This is a genomic window from Actinomadura scrupuli (assembly GCF_050971785.1).
Taxonomy (GTDB): domain Bacteria; phylum Actinomycetota; class Actinomycetes; order Streptosporangiales; family Streptosporangiaceae; genus Actinomadura_E; species Actinomadura_E scrupuli.
Genome location: NZ_JBPCCU010000005.1, coordinates 512,745 through 530,334, shown reverse-complemented (window position 1 = coordinate 530,334; position 17,590 = coordinate 512,745). Strand labels below are relative to the sequence as shown.

The 17,590-nt window shown below is 73.0% G+C and carries 14 protein-coding genes and 3 tRNA genes; 6 read left to right on the top strand and 11 right to left on the bottom strand.

Translation table 11 applies throughout. From position 1 onward, the window contains the following. Positions 1–2: 2 nt before the first annotated feature. The 3 genes from ACRYCC_RS25010 to ACRYCC_RS25000 form a co-directional block, all read right to left on the bottom strand. Entirely contained in the window at positions 3–908 is a 906-nt protein-coding gene (locus ACRYCC_RS25010) for a suppressor of fused domain protein (protein ID WP_433815881.1), read from the bottom strand. Positions 909–1,144: 236 nt separating this feature from the next. Further along, the gene (locus ACRYCC_RS25005; protein ID WP_433815879.1) at positions 1,145–1,450 is read right to left on the bottom strand and encodes a hypothetical protein; all 306 of its coding nucleotides are present in this window, start codon (positions 1,448–1,450) and stop codon (positions 1,145–1,147) included. Next, complete coding sequence (locus ACRYCC_RS25000; protein ID WP_433816055.1) at positions 1,447–1,764, bottom strand: peptidyl-tRNA hydrolase; 318 nt, start codon at positions 1,762–1,764, stop codon at positions 1,447–1,449. The genes ACRYCC_RS25005 and ACRYCC_RS25000 overlap by 4 nt, the downstream gene beginning before the upstream one ends. Before the next feature lie 184 nt (positions 1,765–1,948). Between ACRYCC_RS25000 and ACRYCC_RS24995 the strand changes: the two genes are divergently transcribed. Next, entirely contained in the window at positions 1,949–2,521 is a 573-nt protein-coding gene (locus tag ACRYCC_RS24995; RefSeq protein WP_433815877.1) for an ArsR/SmtB family transcription factor, read from the top strand. Then, positions 2,518–3,840, top strand: a complete 1,323-nt coding sequence (locus ACRYCC_RS24990; RefSeq protein WP_433815875.1) for an MFS transporter — start codon at positions 2,518–2,520, stop codon at positions 3,838–3,840. Before ACRYCC_RS24995 ends, ACRYCC_RS24990 begins: the two co-directional genes overlap by 4 nt. Positions 3,841–3,852: 12 nt before the next feature. On the opposite strand, the gene ACRYCC_RS24985 is transcribed toward ACRYCC_RS24990, so the two are convergent. From ACRYCC_RS24985 to ACRYCC_RS24970, 4 genes are all read right to left on the bottom strand, one after another. Continuing rightward, positions 3,853–3,925: transfer RNA gene (locus ACRYCC_RS24985), tRNA-His, on the bottom strand. A 31-nt stretch (positions 3,926–3,956) separates the two neighbouring features. Then, a tRNA-Arg gene (locus ACRYCC_RS24980) sits at positions 3,957–4,029 on the bottom strand. A gap of 11 nt (positions 4,030–4,040) precedes the next feature. Further along, positions 4,041–4,113, bottom strand: a tRNA-Ile gene (locus ACRYCC_RS24975). Positions 4,114–4,362: 249 nt separating this feature from the next. Further along, a complete protein-coding gene (locus tag ACRYCC_RS24970) occupies positions 4,363–6,252 on the bottom strand; it encodes a glycoside hydrolase family 9 protein (protein WP_433815874.1) in 1,890 nt (629 codons plus the stop codon). A 265-nt stretch (positions 6,253–6,517) separates the two neighbouring features. Between ACRYCC_RS24970 and ACRYCC_RS24965 the strand changes: the two genes are divergently transcribed. The 3 genes from ACRYCC_RS24965 (at position 6,518) to ACRYCC_RS24955 (ending at position 10,919) form a co-directional block, all read left to right on the top strand. Further along, the gene (locus tag ACRYCC_RS24965; protein ID WP_433815872.1) at positions 6,518–7,162 is read left to right on the top strand and encodes a phosphatidylserine decarboxylase; all 645 of its coding nucleotides are present in this window, start codon (positions 6,518–6,520) and stop codon (positions 7,160–7,162) included. A gap of 16 nt (positions 7,163–7,178) precedes the next feature. Continuing rightward, complete coding sequence (locus tag ACRYCC_RS24960; RefSeq protein WP_433815870.1) at positions 7,179–7,952, top strand: CDP-alcohol phosphatidyltransferase family protein; 774 nt, start codon at positions 7,179–7,181, stop codon at positions 7,950–7,952. Between the two features lie 198 nt (positions 7,953–8,150). Beyond that, positions 8,151–10,919 (top strand): discoidin domain-containing protein, encoded by a 2,769-nt coding sequence (locus tag ACRYCC_RS24955; RefSeq protein ID WP_433815869.1) that lies wholly within the window; start codon positions 8,151–8,153, stop codon positions 10,917–10,919. 78 nt (positions 10,920–10,997) lie between these two features. Here the strand turns inward: ACRYCC_RS24955 and ACRYCC_RS24950 are convergent, their stop codons facing one another. The 4 genes from ACRYCC_RS24950 to ACRYCC_RS24935 all read right to left on the bottom strand — a co-directional run bounded on the left by ACRYCC_RS24950 (position 10,998) and on the right by ACRYCC_RS24935 (position 16,625). After that, positions 10,998–11,267: a TFIIB-type zinc ribbon-containing protein gene (locus ACRYCC_RS24950; RefSeq protein ID WP_433815867.1), complete on the bottom strand. Its 270-nt coding sequence runs from the start codon at positions 11,265–11,267 to the stop codon at positions 10,998–11,000. Positions 11,268–11,330: 63 nt separating this feature from the next. After that, the gene (locus tag ACRYCC_RS24945) at positions 11,331–12,305 is read right to left on the bottom strand and encodes a phosphotransferase family protein (RefSeq protein ID WP_433815865.1); all 975 of its coding nucleotides are present in this window, start codon (positions 12,303–12,305) and stop codon (positions 11,331–11,333) included. A 100-nt stretch (positions 12,306–12,405) separates the two neighbouring features. Next, a complete protein-coding gene (locus ACRYCC_RS24940; RefSeq protein WP_433815863.1) occupies positions 12,406–15,114 on the bottom strand; it encodes a polynucleotide kinase-phosphatase in 2,709 nt (902 codons plus the stop codon). Beyond that, a complete protein-coding gene (locus ACRYCC_RS24935; protein ID WP_433815861.1) occupies positions 15,111–16,625 on the bottom strand; it encodes a 3' terminal RNA ribose 2'-O-methyltransferase Hen1 in 1,515 nt (504 codons plus the stop codon). The genes ACRYCC_RS24940 and ACRYCC_RS24935 overlap by 4 nt, the downstream gene beginning before the upstream one ends. Before the next feature lie 110 nt (positions 16,626–16,735). Here ACRYCC_RS24935 and ACRYCC_RS24930 point away from each other — a divergent pair, with 110 nt between their 5' ends. Continuing rightward, positions 16,736–17,569, top strand: a complete 834-nt coding sequence (locus ACRYCC_RS24930; RefSeq protein ID WP_433815859.1) for a TIGR02452 family protein — start codon at positions 16,736–16,738, stop codon at positions 17,567–17,569. Positions 17,570–17,590: the final 21 nt, after the last annotated feature.

Sequence of the window (17,590 nt, the reverse complement as noted above, 5' to 3'; positions counted from 1 at the left end):
GCCTAGATCACGGACGGCCGGCCGAGATCGGTGATCAGCAGCGGGTCGCCGGCGGACAGCTCACCGAGCACCGCGCCCACGCCGTCGCGCTCCATCCACGCCATCTCGGCGGCGGTGACCCCGACGGCGAGCAGGAAGTCGGCCCTGCCGTGCGGGCCGTCCGTCCCCGGCGACAGCGGGTCGTCGACGAAGGCCAGCCCGGTCAGTTCCGTGGCACGCCCGCGGGCCAGCGGCCGGCCGAGATCCAGCCACCGCCCGTCCCCGACCGTGTGGTGCTGGTTCCAGCCGGTGAACTCCAGGGTGTTCAGCAGCGTGAAGCCCCACCCGGGCGGGCGCGCGTCGTCCGGGTGGCGGGGCACTCGCAGCGTCAGCTCGTAGCCCCGGGACGGCCGCCGCGCGACCGGAGGGTCGCGCCGCCTCCACAGCTCCGCCAGCCAGTAGGTGGTGAAGCCCCAGTGATCCCCCGCCGCCGAGACGCAGCACCCGTTGTACCCACCGCCGAAGGACGGTCTCTCCCGCCGTGGCGGAACCTCCCGCGCGGCCCACGCCGGCACTCCGCCCGCGTGCTTGAGCGCCTCCAGGACGACCAGCCGTCCCGCCTGCCGGAAACGCGACTCGCGCGAGTCCGGATGGTCCAGTGCCCGGCGCAGCCGGACCCGGACGGCGACGGAGGACTCCTCCACGGCCTCCCGGACACCTTCCCTCAGCTCCGCCACGTACTCCTCGGGCAGTTCCCCGGGTGCAAGGTCGCTGACGAACTCCCAGCCCGGCGCCTGCGCCGCGCCCGCCGCCGGCGGCTCGACGTCCAGGACGACCAGGGCGATGCCGCCGCAGTTGGTCGGGGTGCCGGCGCGGACGTGGACGTCTCGCAGGGCACGGGGCAGGGCGCTCTCGGGGGGTGAGACCACCGCCCCAGCCTAATGACCGCCCGGCGGCCGGCGGGCGGGCGGAAGCGGAGGCGCGTCTCCGCCGGCGCGGATCGTGCCCCAGGTGGGAATCGAACCCACTGCGCGCCGCTTTAGAGGCGGCTGCCCGGCCGTCGGGCCCCTGGGGCGGAGAGGTGACCGGCGTACGCCGGTCACCCCATCGTGCCGGATCGCGCGGGTGGTGTCCGGCCGGCGGGCACCACCCGGACGGGCACGGCTCAGCCGGCGTCCGGGTCGTCGATCCGGTCACGCAACCGCGTGTTCGCGACCTGGGCCCGGGCGGCCCGGTACTCCTGCGCGGTCAGGGACCGGCCGAGCCGGTCCACGGTCCGCAGCACGAACCGTTGCGTGACGACACGGCGGTTCAGCGCGTCGAGTGCGGCGGCCTGCCGCCAGACCTTGCGCTGCAGCCAGGCGGTGGCCGCGGGCAGGTCCCCTGCGAGCTGGGCGCGCAGGGCATCTCGTTCGGCGACGAGTTCCACGAGCTGAGCGCGCAGGTCGGGGGCGTCGATGTGAGTGGTCATGTTCTCACCTCCTCTCCTCGCGAGAGGGCGAGCGGGAGGCGGGAGACCAGCCGGCGGGCGGCGGGCTCCAGTGCGGCAGCGGTCAGCGCGCCGTCGAGATCCGGTTCGTGGAACCTGACGGCACGAAGACCTGCTGCCGACGCGTCATCGCACAGCCGGCCGAGGGAGAGCTCGTCGGACGTGGCGAGCACGACCACGGTGTTCGAGGTGGTGTGCCAGTCGTCGACGAGGGCGGGATGAGCGAGCGCGAACTCGAAAGCCGCGTGCGCCACCTGACAGACCTGCGTCCCGGAGGGGAGATCGACGCGGGTGATCAGGTAGAGGCGGGGTGCGGGGCCCTAAAAGTGCGACATGCCGGTCACTGTACCCGCCGTGCGGCGGGCACCGCCAGGGTGTTTCGCCGCCGGGCCGAGGGCCGGACCCCTCGTCCGGGATTCTTCAACGGACATTGCGCAATGAAAGTTGCGCAATGTCCGTTGCGGGTGTCACCATCGCCCCATGATCGACCCAGACGTTCCCAAGGTGACCGACTCCCGGGTGCTCGCCGCGATGTCGCACCCGCTCCGCCGGCGCCTCATGGACGTGCTCAAGGTGTACGGCCCGGCCACCGCCAGCGCCCTCGCCGGCCGGACCGGCCAGGCGGTGGCCAACGTCAGCCACCACCTGAAGGTGCTCGGCGCCGCGGGCCTGATCGTGGAGGCACCGGAACTCGCCAAGGACCGCCGCGAACGCTGGTGGCGGCTGGTCGCACCGGAACTCCGCTGGGTGACCGGCGACTTCGACGACGACCCGGCCCGGCAGGCGGTGGCCAACGCGGCGGTCTCGCTCGCCCTCGACCGGCAGGTCGGCCTGGTCCGCGCCTGGTACGCCGTCAGGGAGGAACGCCCGGCGTGGAACGGGGCGGCCTTCTCCGCCGACAAGTGGCTGCACCTGACCCCCGCCGAGCTCAACGAACTCGAGCGGGAGATCCTCGCGGTGCTCGACCGGTGGGGGCGGCGGAATCCGCCCGACGACGGGCAGGCCCGCGAGCCGGTCTTCCTGTTCGCGCATGGCGTGCCGGCGCAGCCGTGACCGCCACCGGCCTCGCGCCGCCGCGCGCCCCGCGCCGGCCGGGCGGCCTGTTCCGGCACCGGGATTTCCGGCGGCTCTGGCTCGGCCAGACCGTCAGCAAGCTGGGCAGCAGCGTGACCGGCCTGGCCCTGCCGCTGGTCGCGGTCGCCACGCTCGACGCGAGCACCTTTCAGGTGGCGCTGCTCTCCGCGGCGGCCTGGCTGCCCTGGCTGCTCATCGGCCTGCCGGCCGGCGCCTGGGTGGACCGCCTGCCGCGGCGGCCGGTGATGGTCGCCTGCGATCTGGCCGCCCTGCTGCTCCTGCTCAGCGTCCCGGTCGCCGGCTGGCTGAATCGGCTGACCATCGGTCACCTGCTGGCCGTCGCGCTGGGCGCCGGCACCGCGAGTGTCTTCTTCCAGACGGCCTACCAGGTCTATCTGCCGTCCCTGCTGGACCGCGAGGAGGTGGCCGAGGGCAACGCCAAGGTGCAGGCGACCGAGGCCGCCGCCCAGGTCGGCGGTCCGGGTGCGGTCGGCCTGGTCACCCAGCTCGCAGGTGTGGTGGACGCGCTGCTCCTCGACGCGGCGAGCTTCCTCGTCTCGGCGCTCTGCCTGCTGGCGATCCGGGCCCGCGAGCCCCGCCGCAGGCGTGCCCGGCGAAACAGCACGGTGCGTCAGGAGATCGGCGAGGGCCTCCGGTTCGTGGCCCGGGACCCCTACCTGCGGGTGCTGGCCCTGTTCGCGGCACTGAGCAACATCGGGTTGGTCGGTTACCAGTCGATCCTGGTCGTCTTCCTGGTCCGCGAGGTCGGGGTGGGCCCGGGGGTGGTCGGCGGCCTCGCCGTCGCGACGAGCCTCGGCGGGGTGCTCGGTGCCGCCTCGGCCACCGCCCTGGCCCGTCGCTTCGGATCGGCCCGCAGCCTGCTCGCCGCCGAGATGGGCGCGGCGCCGTTCGGGCTGCTGATCCCGCTCACGACGCCGGGGGCGGGCCTGGCCCTGACGGCCGCCGGCGGGTTCGTCGTCGGTGCCGGGGTCGCGGCGGGCAACGTGCTCAAGGGAAGCTTCCGGCAGACGTACAGCCCGCACGACCTGCTCGGCCGGGTCACGGTGAGCATGCAGCTGGTCAGCTACGGCACCATCCCGCTCGGGGCGCTGCTCGGTGGGGCGCTCGGCACCGCGCTGGGCGTCCGCCCGGCCATGTGGTCCATCACGAGCGGGCTGGCCCTGACCGGGCTGATCCTGCTGATCGGGCCGCTGCGCCGGCACCGAGACCTGCCGGACCGGCCGGCGGTCCCGCCCGTGGCCGTCCACGACCGGCCGGTGAACGACGTCCGGGGCTGATGCTGTTCCGAGGGCGACCGACCGGGATCGAACCGAGTCCTTCCAGGGCCACAACCTGGTGTGCAGACCACTACACCACGGTCGCCATGGCCGGGCTCCGAGAGAGCCCGGCGCAGTGTCTCCGGCAGGATTCGAACCTGCGGTCTCCTGGTTCGCAACCAGGTGTGCCGTCCTCTGCACCACGGAGACGGGGCACTGCGTAGCGGGGGCGGGAATCGAACCCGCCTTGAACGGTTCATGAGGCCGTCGAGCGCACCAGCACTCCTCCCCGCCGGGAGGCCCGGCCGCCCGGATCGCCGGGAGTCGCGGGCCCGGGAGACGAAGAGACCGCCCGTACGGATCCGGGATCCGCGGGCGGTCTTCGGCGTGCCGACGCGTCGTGCGTCAGGTCGCGAGGAACGGCCCGGGACGGGGCATATGACGGTGTCGCATGATCTGCATGTCCGTCCCCTTCCGTTCCGCCGTTCCACTGTTCCGTCTGGGCACCACTGTGCCGCAGCCGCCGGGTCAGGGGCAACGCATTTACCGGCTCGCCAACGTCAGCGCGTAGGCGCCCAGCGCGGTGAAGTCGAGGGCGGGCTCGGAGGTCTGCCAGGAACGCACGTCGTCCACGTAGCGGCTGCCGTGGCCGGTGAACACCGCGTACCGGTCCGCCCCGTCCGGCGGGCAGGGCCGCATGCCCTCGGAGTGGTCGCCCAGCCCCTCGTCGAACAGCCCGGAGTCGTTGGGGCCGTTGACCACCGCGCCGGTGAGGACCGGGCGGCGCCCGTCGAGCCGCCCGTTGAGGTTGGCGACGACGTGCTGCGGGCAGCGCTCGAAGGTACGCCCCTGCCCGATCATGAAGGAGACGCCCCAGGCGTTGGCACCGAACACCCAGTCGCGCTGGCCGGTGCCGAAGGCGTCGTAGGTCCGGTCCCCGGAGACCTGCCGGTACAGCCGGGCGGTGGCGGCCAGGCCGAAGGCGTGCGGGACCGCGTCGAAGTCGTCGTAGACGGTGCCCGCGCCGAACGGGTCGGCGGCGGCCCGTCCGGCACCGAGCGCGAGCTGGGCCCTGAGGTCCCCGGCCGGCAGGCTCTCCGGCACGGGCGCGGCGTGCATCGCCCGCATGGCCCGGATCAGGTCGGCGTGCGCGAGGGCACTGGTGTCGTAGAGGTTGAAGGTGTCGCCGCCGTCGTGCCCGATGTACCGCCGGGCCCAGTCCGCCGACTGCCGCAACCAGCCGGCCGCCCGCGGGTCGTGCAGCCTGATCGCGGCCAGCGCCAGCTCGGCCCCGCCCAGCTCCATGTCGTCGTGCCAGACCGACTCGGGGTAGAAGTCGTGCGGCAGCGCGGTGACCAGCTGCCCCACGCCGGTCGTGCGGGCCTGCGCGTAGACCTCGGCGGCCGTACGGAGCCGGGCGCGGGCCCGGGCCGGATCCGGCTCGGTCTGCGCGGCCAGCGCGAACGCCGCGGTGACCCGCCCCGCCAGGTTGGGGCTGATCTTCGCGCCGGGCGCCGCCGCGCGGAACACCGGCCGGTGCCGGATGAACCGGTGGCCCGGGGCCGGGTCGGTGTCGTCACGTTCGGGCAGCCGCCAGAGGTCGTGGTCACCGACGTACGTGCCCTCCGCGTTGCCCGACCCGATGCCGACCTGGAGGTAGAGGGTCTTGGTCCGGCCGTCCCACATCTTGTCCAGCCAGGCCAGCCCGTGCCGCGCCTCGGTGCCGGCCGCGCGGTTGCCGTCGCGGCCGGCGGCCTCCAGCAGCGTGGTGGCGAACGCCGTGCTGTGGGTGAACTTCAGGAAGTCCCCGGCGTCGAACCAGCCGCCCTCCACGTCCACCCGGCCGCCGGCCTCTGTGAGCTCACCGGTGGTCTCGTCGGTGTCCGGCCCGGTGAAGACCGGCCAGTCGTAGATCTGCGCGGACCGGTCGTTCAGATGGGCGGGCCGGCGGCGCAACTCACCCGGCAGGACGTGGGCGCCGTCGCGCTGGGTGCCGAAGAAGCCCGCGGCGTCCCCGGCGGGGGCACCGAACAGCCGGGCCGAGGACACCTGGAACGGCGGCGAGCTCACCCCGCCGACCACCACGCGGTACTCCCCCGGCCGGCGCAGGGCCGACAGGTCCAGTGCGCGCACGTGGGGATAGCGCGTGTTCCAGGCGCCGCGGTCCGCCCCGGCCCGGCCGGTGAGCACCGGGTGCCCGGCGCGGTCGACGACGGTGAACCGCGCCCGGCCCGCGCCGCTGGTCATGAGGTAGGCCAGTTTGCGCTCCGCGGCGGCGTACCCCACCTGATCGACGCGCACCTGGTCGCCGGGCGCCCGGCCGGCGGCGGTCGCGGACAGCGCGGGCGCGGACGGTCCCGCGAGCGCAAGGAAGAGGCAGGCGGCGGCGGTGGCCGTCGCGGCCGATCTCGGCACGGGCAGGGCTGCTCTCATGTGGAAGGCCTCTCGCTGGCGCGTTCTTCCCCCGGCGGATTATTAGTTAGGAACATTTCCTAACCCTGCCGGGAATTTAGCGAGCACCCCTTGTGCGGTCAAGCGGTGCCGAGTGGCCCCACTGAGCGTCCGCGGGATAGTACGCTGGACTACTTACTCGCGGACTTGTATCCGTGCACGACCACCGGGATCTACCGGCACTTTGCACCACTTTCATGTAGTGTCCCGCTGATCTATATCGCACCGTAATCTGGCGAGGTAACCATTGGCGTCTCCGACGCGACGGCCGACCCTGGCTGCCGGGACCCCCTCCTGGCTGCTACCCGCCGCCGCGGCCAGTCTGGCCGCGGCCTGGCTGACCCGGCGGTCCACTGGAGGACGGGCGCTCGCCCTGCCTGCGGTGGCCGTGACCGGGGGCCTGCTGTGGTTCTTCCGGGATCCTGACCGGCAGGCCACCGGCGAGGGACTGCTGGCATCGGCCGACGGGGTCGTGCAGAGCATCGACGCGTGGCCGGACGGGCGGACCCGGGTGGCGACGTTCATGAACCCGCTCAACGTCCATGTGAACCGCGCGCCCGCCGACGGCTCCGTGGTGTCGATCACGCACCGGCCCGGCGGGTTCCTGCCCGCGTTCGACAAGGACAGCGACCGCAACGAGCGGATGGTGTGGATCTTCGACACCGAGCTCGGCGAGCTGGAGGTCGTGCAGATCGCCGGGGCCATGGTCCGCCGGATCGTCCCCTACCTCGGCATCGGCGACAAGATCGAGCGGGGCCGCCGGATCGGGCTGATCCGGTTCGGCTCGCGCGTGGACGTCTACCTGCCGCCGGGGGTCGAACCCGCCGTCAGCGTGGGCGACAAGACCGTGGCCGGGGTCACCCGGCTCGACCGGGAACGAACTCGTGACTGAGGCCGTAGCAGGTTCCATGACCGACACCGAGGCAGACCATAGGCAGGCCGATCCCGGCCTGCGCAATCGGCTGACCATCGCGGACGCGTTCACCCTCGGCAACGCGGCCTGCGGTTTCCTGGCCATCTGCAGCGTCGCCGCGCTGCTGCACGACCCGTCGGCCAGCGGCGGCGCGCTGATGGACTCCCGGCTGCCCGCCACCGCCATCATGCTGCTGCTGATCGGAGCGGCCTGCGACCTGCTCGACGGGCCGCTGGCCCGGCGGCTCGGCGGCTCGGTCATGGGCGCGCACCTGGACAACCTGGCCGACGCCATCAGCTTCGGGCTCGCCCCGGCGTTCCTGGTGGTCGCCTGGGGCTCGCACTCGGCTGCCAACCCGGCCGAGCGCCTGTTCGCCATCGGCGCCGCCACGCTGTGCATGCTCGCCGTCGTGCTGCGGCTGGCCCGCTTCGCGGCGGTGCCCGGGGAGTGCGGCGTCTTCTGCGGCCTGCCCTGCCCGATGGGCGCGCTCACCGTGGTGTCGATCGTGCTGCTCGATCCGCCGGTCATCCCCGCCGCGCTCGCGATCGCGGGGGTGGCTGCGATGATGGTCAGCAGGATCACCTTCCCGAAGCCGCACGGCCCCAGCGCCGTCCTGGTGCTGCTGTGGATCGCCTTCTCCGTCTGCTGCCTGAGCTGCTACGCCGTGGGGGTGCCCGGCGCGGACGGGCTCATCCAGACCTGCGCGTACATGCAGATCATCCTGACGCTGGTGGTCCCGCTCGGCATGCGGCGCGCCATCCGCGCCTGACTCCCCGTTCGCCCCCAGGCCCCCGCTCCGCTCGGCCACGAGCGGGGGCACCGGCGGGGGACGCACATGCCCGGCCCTGCGTTTACTTTTTGGCCACAGTCGGTCCCAATCACGATCCGGCACAACGGATGCGGTATCTCCGGTACAACGGCTTGACCGGTAAAAACGGCATTCCCCCCCGGCTGTGAAGGACTGTCTGTGCTCGCACGATCACTGAAGATCATGGGCCTCCGCACGCGAGTACTGATCGCGGTACTGCTGGTGATCCCCCTGGTCGCCGTCGTCAACCTGGCCCGGAGCGACTCCGCTCGGGCCGCCGTGGTGCTGCCGGACAAGTTCCAGCAGACGACCCTGCCGTTCACCGGCCTGGTCGCGCCGACCAGCCTGGGGTTCTCCCCGGACGGGCGGGTGTTCGTGGCGGAGAAGAGCGGCATCGTCAAGGTGTTCTCCTCGCTCGCCGACACCTCGTCGGGCGCGGTCTTCGCCGACCTGCGGAAACAGGTGATGAACTTCCTGGACCGCGGGCTGCTCGGGCTCGCGCTCGCGCCGAACTTCCCCAGCGACCCCCGGGTCTACGTCCACTACGTCTACAACGCGGCGATCGGCGCACAAGCACCGAAGTGGCCCTCCAACGACGGCGGCACCAGCGAGAACTGCCCGACCCCGCCCGGCCCCACCACGGACGGCTGCCTGGTGTCCGGGCGCGTCTCCGTGCTGGTGCCCGCCGACCCGGCCAGTGGCGCGCGCGTCGGCGGCCTGACGGAGAAGGTCCTGCTCGAGGACTGGTGCCAGCAGTTCCCCAGCCATTCCGGAGGCACGATCACCTTCGGCAAGGACGGGATGCTGTACGTCAGCGGTGGTGACGGAGCCAGCTACGGCTACACCGACTACGGCCAGGCGAAGAACCCCTGCGGCGATCCGCCCACCAAGGCCGGCACCCCCACCACCGCGCCCAACGGCGAAGGCGGCGCGCTGCGCTCCCAGGACCTGCTCACTCCCAACGACCCCACGACGCTGGACGGCGGGATCATCCGCGTCAACCCCGACAGCAACTCCGGCACGCCGGTGCCGGGCAGCCCGGCCGCGGGCAACCCCAACAGCGCCGGTCACGACGCCAACGCCAAGCGGCTGATCGCCCAGGGCCTGCGCAATCCGTATCGGTTCGCCTTCCGGCCCGGCACCAGCGAGCTCTGGATCGGCGAGGTCGGCATGAACACCTGGGAGGAGATCAACCGGATCCCCAACCCCACCGCCAAGGTGACCAACTTCGGGTGGCCCTGCTACGAGGGCGCCGCCAGGATGCCCGGCTACGACGCCGCCAACCTCACGCTCTGCGAGGGCCTGTACAAGACGGGCGGCACCGCCGGCCCGTACTTCACCTACAAGCACGCCTCGAAGGTGTACGCGAACGATCCGGCCACGTGCACTCCCGGCAAGTCCTCCGCCATCACGGGGCTCGCGTTCTATCCCGGTGGCCCCGGCACCTCCTACCCGCCGGCGTACAAGGGCGCGCTGTTCTTCACCGACTACAGCCGCAAGTGCATCTGGACGATGACGGCCGACGCCGCCGGGCTGCCCGTCCCCACGAGCGTGAAGGTCTTCGCCTCCGGTCTCACCGGCGGCCTGGTCGACCTGCAGACCGGACCCGGTGGCGACATCTACGGGGTCGACATCGCGAACGGCAAGATCGTCCGCTACATCTACAACGGCGTCAACAACCCGCCGCTGGCCGCCATCGCGGCCGACCCGACCGGCGGGGACGTGCCGCTGAAGGTGAACTTCGACGCAGGCGGGTCCACCGATGTCAACCCCAACGACATCCTCACCTACAGGTGGGACCTCGACGGCGACGGGCAGTGGGACAAGGACCCGGCCGACCCGGCCCAGGACCTGACCGGCCCGCAGGTGTCCAGGACCTACGACGCCAAGGGGAAGATCACGGCAAGGGTGCAGGTGACCGACAACCACGGCGCGGTGGACATCGCGGAGGCGCTGGTGACCCCCGGTTACTCCGCCCCCACCGTGACGATCGACTCCCCCGCGCCGGACGCCAAGTGGAAGGTCGGGGATCCGATCACGTACAAGGCCACGGTCACCGACCAGCAGGGGCAGCCGTTGTCCGGCGACCAGCTGGACTGGACGGAGATCATCCACCACTGCCCGAGCGACTGTCACGAGCACGTGGTCACGCACTTCTACGGGACCGAGGGCCAGCTCAACGCCCCCGACCACGAGTACCCGTCGTACCTCGAGTTGAGGCTCAAGGCGACCGACGCCGAGGGGCTCTCCACCACCCGGAGCGTGTCGCTGTATCCGCAGACCGTCCCGGTCAAGCTCGCCACCTCGCCCGCCGGGGCGCGCGTCGCGTTCGTCGACCAGGCCGGTACCGCACCGCTCGAACGACCCGAGATCATCGGATCGCAGATCTCCATCAGCGCGCCGCAGCCACAGGTACTGAGCGATCAGGTGTATCAGTTCGGCACCTGGAGCGGCTGTGACGCGACGCCCAGCACCCAGGCCACCCACAACATCACGGTCCCGGGCACCGGCGTCACCTGCACGGCCCAATTCGTCCGCAAGGCCAACCTCGCGTTGAAGCGGCCGGTGAAGGTGTCGAGTACGCAGTCCACGGCGTACCCGGGCTCGTACGCGGTCGACGGGAAGATGACGACCCGCTGGTCCAGCAAGTTCGCGTCGCCGCAGTGGCTCCAGGTGGACCTGGGGGCCAGCAAGAAGGTCGGACGCGCGATCCTGCGCTGGGAGGCGGCCTACGGCAAGGCCTACAAGATCCAGACCTCCGGCGACGCCAAGACCTGGACCACCGTCTACACCACCGCCAGTGGCAACGGCGGAGTGGACAACATCGTGTTCACCCCGCGCAACGCCAGGTACGTGCGGTTCTACGGCACCACCCGGTACACCAAGTACGGCTACTCGCCCTGGGAGTTCGAGGTCTACGACGGCTGATCCCGGCCGGCGGCACCCCCGGGAACGCGTCCGGCGTGGTCATGGACTCCATGACCACGCCGGAGCGGGGACGCGTTCTCAGGAGGAGAAGAGCGAGTGGAAGAAGCTGCCGTGCCGCTTGTTGTGGTGGCCGTAGTGGGGCTGGTGGTAGCCGGGCTGGGGAGCACCCCAGGCCGGGGCCTGCGCGGGGGGCGGGGGCGGGGCCTGGCGCCACTGGGTCTCGAGCCGGGTCAGGGACTCCAGCTCGCCGTAGTCCAGGAAGATCCCCCGGCAGTTCTCGCACTGCTCGATGTGGATGCCGTTGCGGTCGTAGGTGCGCATATTGCCGCGGCACTTGGGGCATTGCATCGTGGTCGGCCACCTTCCCCTCGGAGACCCCTGAGCAAAGGTCAAATTTAACCGAACTCTATGTCATTCGGGCTCGCCGCCAGCGCTGATTCGGCGGCACGTGTCGACGAGTGCCGTGGCGGTCTCGTCCAGCATGCGGTCGCCCTCGTAGGCGTACAGGACGCTCACCGCGGCCATCTGGACCGTCAGCGCCCGCGCCGGCACGTCCAGCGCGGGCCACGGGTCTCCGGTGGCGGGGACGGCGCACCCGCCCGCCCGGCGGTACGCGGTGAGGAACCGCTCCCAGATCCCGGTGGGCAGGACCCCGGCGGCGTACAGCGCGGCGGGCCGGGCCAGGTCCCAGCAGGGGTCGCCGATCCCGAGGTCGTCGACGTCGATGAGCCGCCAGTCCGCCCCCGGGGTGCGGATGAGCTGGCCGAGATGCCAGTCACCGTGCACCAGCACGCCGGGCCGGGGCGGTACGGCGTCGCCGCGGGACCACGGGGGCAGCCCCGCGAAGGCCTCCCGGATCACGGCGGTCACGTCGTCGTCCACGGTGAGCCGGCCGACGGCCCGCGCCACCCGGGCGGGCCCGGCCCATCCCGGCAGCTCGGCACCGGCGGCGAGCCGGGCCGGCGCGACGGCGTGCAGCCCGGCGAGCAGCGCCGCGCCCCGCTCCCACGGCGCCTCCCCGTCGGGATCGACGGGCGACCCGGCCGGCCACAGGGTCACCAGCCGGTCGCCCAGGCGGATCGGGGCGTCCGCCAGCGGCGGCACGAGCAGGCCGGCCAGCAGCGGGTCCGCGGCGACCCTGGTCCGCACGACCAGGCCGCCCGCGTCGGTACGGGTCGGATGGGCCTTCACCACCACGTCACCGACCCGCACGACGAGCACGCCCCGGCGGTCGGACAACAGCACGGGCTCGGCGCCGTCCTGACCGGCCGCACCGTCGTGCGCCGCACCGTGAGCCGCACCGTCGTGAGCCGCGACCTCGCCCGGGCGGGCCGCGGCCTTACGGCCGAGCGCGACGAGGTCGGCGAAGAGCCCTGCTTCATGCACGCCGCCAGTCAAGCACGCCCGCCGGTGTCATGATCACGCGAAGCCGCGAAGCGTCCGGCCTCGCCCGCGCCCCGATCCCGGGGCCGGTGCGAGAGCCGGGTCACAGGCGCGGGTCGACGGGCTCGGACTCGAGGGCGAGCACCGCGAAGACCGCCTGGTGCACCCGCCACAGCGGTTCCCCGGCGGTCAGCCGGTCCAGCGCCTCCAGCCCGAGCGCGTACTCCCGGGTGGCCAGTGACCGCTTGCGGCCGAGCGAGCGGTCCCGTAGCCGGTCCAGGTTGCCGGGTTCGGTGTAGTCCGGTCCGTAGATGATGCGCAGGTACTCCCGGCCCCGGACCTTGAGCCCCGGCTGGACGAACCCGCGCGACGGGCCGGTGCCCGGCGCCGAGCCGTCCGGCACCGGCCGGTCCGATGGGCCGCCGGGCAGCGGCTTGACGACCATGCCCTCGCCACCGGACGCGGTGAGCCGCTCCCACCACGCGATCGCGCCCGCCAGGCTCCCGCCGCCCTCCGGCGGCCCGGCCGCGGCCCCGCCCCGAGCCCCCGCCTCAGCCCCCGCCTCCGGCTCCGGCTCCGGCTCCGGCTCCAGCACGTACGACTCCGTACGGACGAAGAGGTCGTCGGTGGCCGCCAGCCGGTCCGCGACGGACAGATGCCACAGGTGGTCGCGGGCGGTGGCGTAGGTGACGCCCTCCCCCGCGAGGACCTGGAACGGCGCGAGCCGCAGCCCCGCCAGGCCGTCCACCGGCCAGCAGTAGCGGGCGTAGGCGTCCCGGAACAGCCCGGCGTTCACCTCGCGGCGGGCCACCCGGTCGCGCAAGGCGCCGACGTCCAGCCCGCGCCCGGCCGCCCGGTCCAGCGCCGCGACGGCCGCGGGCAGCGACGCGCGGGCGGCGGCGCCGGTCGTCGCGTACTGGGTGCGGATCAGCTCGGCCGCCTTGGCCGACCAGGGCATGAGCTCGCAGTCGAGCACCAGCCAGCCGGTCGACAGCTCGTCCCACAGCCCGGCGGCGCCGGCCGCGGCGGCGACCCGGCCCAGCACCCTCGCCCCGAGCGCCGGGTCGGTGAAGAACGGCCGGCCGGTACGGGTGAAGATCGCTCCGGTGGAGCCGTCCGTCACGCCGAAGCGCTCGGCGGCCACGGTCTCGTCCCGGCAGACGACCACGACGGCACGCGAGCCCATGTGCTTCTCCTCGCACACCAGCCGCCCGACGCCCTGATCCCGGTAGGCCGCGAACGCCTCGGCGGGGTGTTCGAGATGGCCGGGCAGCGCGGAGGTCGCGGTGGGCGCCATGGTCGGCGGCAGGTAGACCAGCCAGCGCGCGTCCACGGCGAACCGGCTCATGACCTCGAGCGCGGCCCGCGAGTTCTCGTCCCGGACCGTCACCCGGCCGAGCAGCCGGGTCTCGACGCCGTGGTTGTGGAAGACCGTCGGCTCGGTGGAGTGGCCGAGCGCTCCGTCCTCGCCCAGCACGTCATCGATCTTCAACACGTCGGGCTCGCGGCGGGCGCCGGGGGCGGCGGCCCGCTCGGCGTGCAGCGGCCGGGTCGGTTCGTACCAGACCTGGTGCGCCGGCCGCCCGACCAGCTCACGCTCCGGGTAGCGCAGCGCGGTCAGCTTGCCGCCGAACACGCAGCCGGTGTCCAGGCAGATCGTGTTGTTGATCCATTCCGGCTCGGGCACGGGCGTGTGGCCGTAGACGACCGTGGCCCGGCCCCGGTAGTCCAGGGCCCACGGGTAGCGCACCGGCAGCCCGTACTCGTCGGTCTCGCCGGTCGTGTCGCCGTACAGCGCGAACGACCGGACCCGGCCGGAGGCGCGCCCGTGGTAGTCCTCCTTGAGCCCGGCGTGCGCGACCACCAGGGCACCGCCGTCCAGCACGTAGTGGCTGATCAGGCCGTCCATGAAGGCGAGCGCCTCGGCCTGGAAGCCGGCCGGCTCGGCGGCGAACTGCTCCAGCGAGAGCTCCAGCCCGTGGCCGACGGTCACCTTGCGGCCCTTGAGCGCCCGCACCAGCTTGTTCTCGTGGTTGCCGGAGACGCACAGGGCCGTGCCGGCGGCCACCATGCCCATGACGAGCCGTACCACCCCGGGGCTGTCGGGTCCCCGGTCGACCAGGTCGCCGACGAACACGGCGGTGCGGCCCGCGGGGTGCCGGGCGCCGACGGGCCGGCCGAGCGGGTCCCGCTCCAGCGCGTAGCCCAGGGTGGTCAGGAGCTCCTCGAGCTCGGCACGGCAGCCGTGCACGTCGCCGATGAGGTCGAAGGGCCCGGTCACCTCACGCTTGTCGGTCCACGCCTTCTCGTACGTGACGGTGGCGGCGTCGATCTCCTCGACGCTCCGCATCACGTACGAGCGCTTGAACTCGCGGCCCAGCCCGCGCAGGCCCCGGTGCAGCTCGCCGCGCTGCCGGGGGACGACGTGGTCCGGCAGGTCGCGGTCCGTGCGGACCGCGTTACGGGCACGGGCCACCTGCTCGGGCACGTCGAAGACGATCGCGACGGCGAGGACGTCGTTGTCCTTGGCCAGCCGCAGCAGGCTCTGCCGCGCCTTGGGCTGCACGTTGGTGGCGTCGACCACGGTCAGCAGCCCGCGCTTCAGCCGCTTGCGGACGATGTAGTGCAGCAGGTCGAAGGCGTCGCCGGTGGCCGACTGGTCGTTCTCGTCGTCGGCGACCACGCCCCGGCAGTAGTCCGAGGAGACCACCTGGGTGGGCGCGAAGTGCCTGCGGGCGAAGTGCGACTTGCCCGACCCGGACACGCCGACCAGCACGACCAGGCCCATCTCGGGGAGGCGCAGCTCGGTCATGATCCTCCTCCCAGCGTGAAGACGGCGAGCTGCGTGGGCGGGCCGACCTCGGGGTCGTCGTCGCCCACGGGGAGGAACCGGACGCCGTAGCCGTAGGTCTCCGTCACCCGCCCGGCCCACTCCCGGAACTCCGCCCGGGTCCACTCGAACCGGTGGTCTGGGTGCCTGCGGGCGCCCTCCGCCAGACCTTCGTAACGCACGTTGTACTCCACGTTGGGGGTGGTCACGATGACCGATCGGGGCCGGGCGTCGCCGAACACCACGCGTTCCACCGCGGGCAGCCGGGGCTGGTCGACGTGCTCGATGACCTCCATGAGCACCGCCGCGTCGTATCCCCGGAACCGTTCGTCGGTGTAGGTCAGGGCGCCCTGGAAGACGGTCAGCCGCTCGGCCTGCGGGCGTGGCAGCCGGTCCGGCCGCAGCCTGCGCACCGCGACAGTGACCGCCCGGTGCGACACGTCGGCGCCGGTGACCCGGTCGAACACCGGGTCCTGAAGGAGCCGCCGCAGCAGGTTGCCGGAGCCGCAGCCCAGGTCGATCACGCGGCGGGCCTGCTCGGCGTGCAGTGCCCCGATCACCGCCTCGAGGCGCCGCTCCGCCAGTGGCACGGGCGGCGCCGCGGGCTCGTCCGGCACCGCGTCACCGGCGAGGCCGCCCACGGCGTCATCGGCCGTGTCGCCTGTCGGGTCGCCAGCCGCGTCACCTGTCGTGTCGCCGTCCCGGGGGGCCGGTTCCTCCTCGAGGGGTCCCCGCTCCAGCTCGCCTTCGACGGCGTCGTCCACCTCGGCCAGCCGGTCGAGCGCGGTGCGCACCAGGGTGCGCCGGTCGGCGAGGTACCTGCGGGTGATGCGGCCGCGCTCGGGATGGGCCGCCAGCCAGCCGTCGCCGGCCCGGATGAGCTTGTCGACCTCGTCCGGCGCCACCCAGTAGTGCTTGGAGTCGTCGAGCACCGGCAGGAGCACGTAGAGCTGGTTGAGCGCGTCGGCCAGCCGGACCGTGCCGGTGAGCGTCAGCCCGACATAGCGGGACTCGCCCCAGGCGGGGAACGCCTCGTCCAGCGGTACGGGCTCGGCGCGCACCTGCCAGCCGAGCGGCTCGAACAGGGCCGCCGCCAGCCCGGGGCCGCCGCGGCAGGGCAGCGCGGGCAGTGCGATCTCCAGCGGGATCGCCGTCCCGGCCAGCTCGGGCCGGGCGTCGCAGCGGCCGCGCATCGCGCTGCGGAAGACCCCGGCCATCGCCGAGGACAGCAGCGACGACGCCGCGTAGGGCCGGTCGTTGACGTACTGGCCGAGCGTGAAGCCGGCCGGGGTCCTGCCGCGCGACCGTACGAGCCGGACCGGATCGACCTCCAGCAGCAGCGCCACGGTGCAGCGCTCGCCGGACGCCTCCGGATAGAACACATGCGCCGTCCCGAAGGCCTGCTCGAAGGCCTGGACCCGGCCCGGATGCTTGAACAGCAGAAAGCCCAGGTCGGTCGCGGGCGACACCGTGGTGGAGATGGTCAGTAGCACCCCGCCAGTCTTCCGGATGCGATCAACAGGTTTTCCGGCGTTCGTCGCAAAAAGAGCACAGTGCAATATCACTGGCGGAAACCCGGCTTGATCGAAAGACTCATCGGGATATGAGCAGACATCCCCGACGGGCGATCGCCGCCGAGACGGTCGCCATCCTCGACCGCGGTTCCTACACGGCGCCTTCGGGCCGTACGGTCTCCCTCGCCGGCCGGCAGGCCCGCGCGCTGGCCGGCACCCGGCTCTACGCCCCGGACGACCTCGGCGACCGGCCCGTGTCCTCGCCCGGTCTCGCCACCCGCATCGAGGTGACCGGGGAGACGACCCTGGCCGCCGCCCGGCGGCTGGCCGGCACCGGCGGCACCGAGCCCGCCTGCCTGAACTTCGCCTCCGCCAAGAACCCCGGCGGCGGGTTCCTGAACGGCGCGCACGCCCAGGAGGAGGGGCTGGCCCGGTCCTCCGGCCTGTACGCCTCGCTCCGGGAGGTGCGCGGTTTCTACGACTTCCACCGCTCCCAGGGGGACCTCCTCTACAGCGACCACATGATCTACTCCCCCGGCGTGCCGGTCTTCCGGGACGACGACGGGGTGCTGCTGGAGGAGCCGTACGACGTCGCCTTCCTGACCTCCGCCGCGCCCAACCGCGGGGCCGTCCGCGACCCCGCGGTGGCGGCGCGGATCCCCGCGATCCTGCGGCGCCGTGCCGCCAAGGTCCTCGCGCTGGCCCGCGCCCACGGGCACGACCGGCTGGTCCTCGGCGCGTGGGGCTGCGGCGTCTTCGGCAACGACCCCGCCGAGGTGGCCGGGATCTTCGCCGGCCTGCTGCTGGCGGACGGCCCCTTCGCCGGGGTCTTCGCGCACGTCGTGTTCGCGGTCTGGGACACCGCGTCCGGGGCGCCCCGGCACGCCGCCTTCGAGCGCGCCTTCGCGGCCGCACCCGCCTGACCTCCGCACCCCGGAGGTCCC

Coding starts and splice junctions, on each gene's coding strand:
- ACRYCC_RS24970 (WP_433815874.1), bottom strand. CDS start 6,252: ATGAGAGCAGCCCTGCCCGTGCCGAGATCGGCCGCGACGGCCACCGCC.
- ACRYCC_RS24930 (WP_433815859.1), top strand. CDS start 16,736: ATGAGCAGACATCCCCGACGGGCGATCGCCGCCGAGACGGTCGCCATC.
- ACRYCC_RS24995 (WP_433815877.1), top strand. CDS start 1,949: ATGATCGACCCAGACGTTCCCAAGGTGACCGACTCCCGGGTGCTCGCC.
- ACRYCC_RS24940 (WP_433815863.1), bottom strand. CDS start 15,114: ATGACCGAGCTGCGCCTCCCCGAGATGGGCCTGGTCGTGCTGGTCGGC.
- ACRYCC_RS24960 (WP_433815870.1), top strand. CDS start 7,179: ATGACCGACACCGAGGCAGACCATAGGCAGGCCGATCCCGGCCTGCGC.
- ACRYCC_RS24950 (WP_433815867.1), bottom strand. CDS start 11,267: ATGCAATGCCCCAAGTGCCGCGGCAATATGCGCACCTACGACCGCAAC.
- ACRYCC_RS25005 (WP_433815879.1), bottom strand. CDS start 1,450: ATGACCACTCACATCGACGCCCCCGACCTGCGCGCTCAGCTCGTGGAA.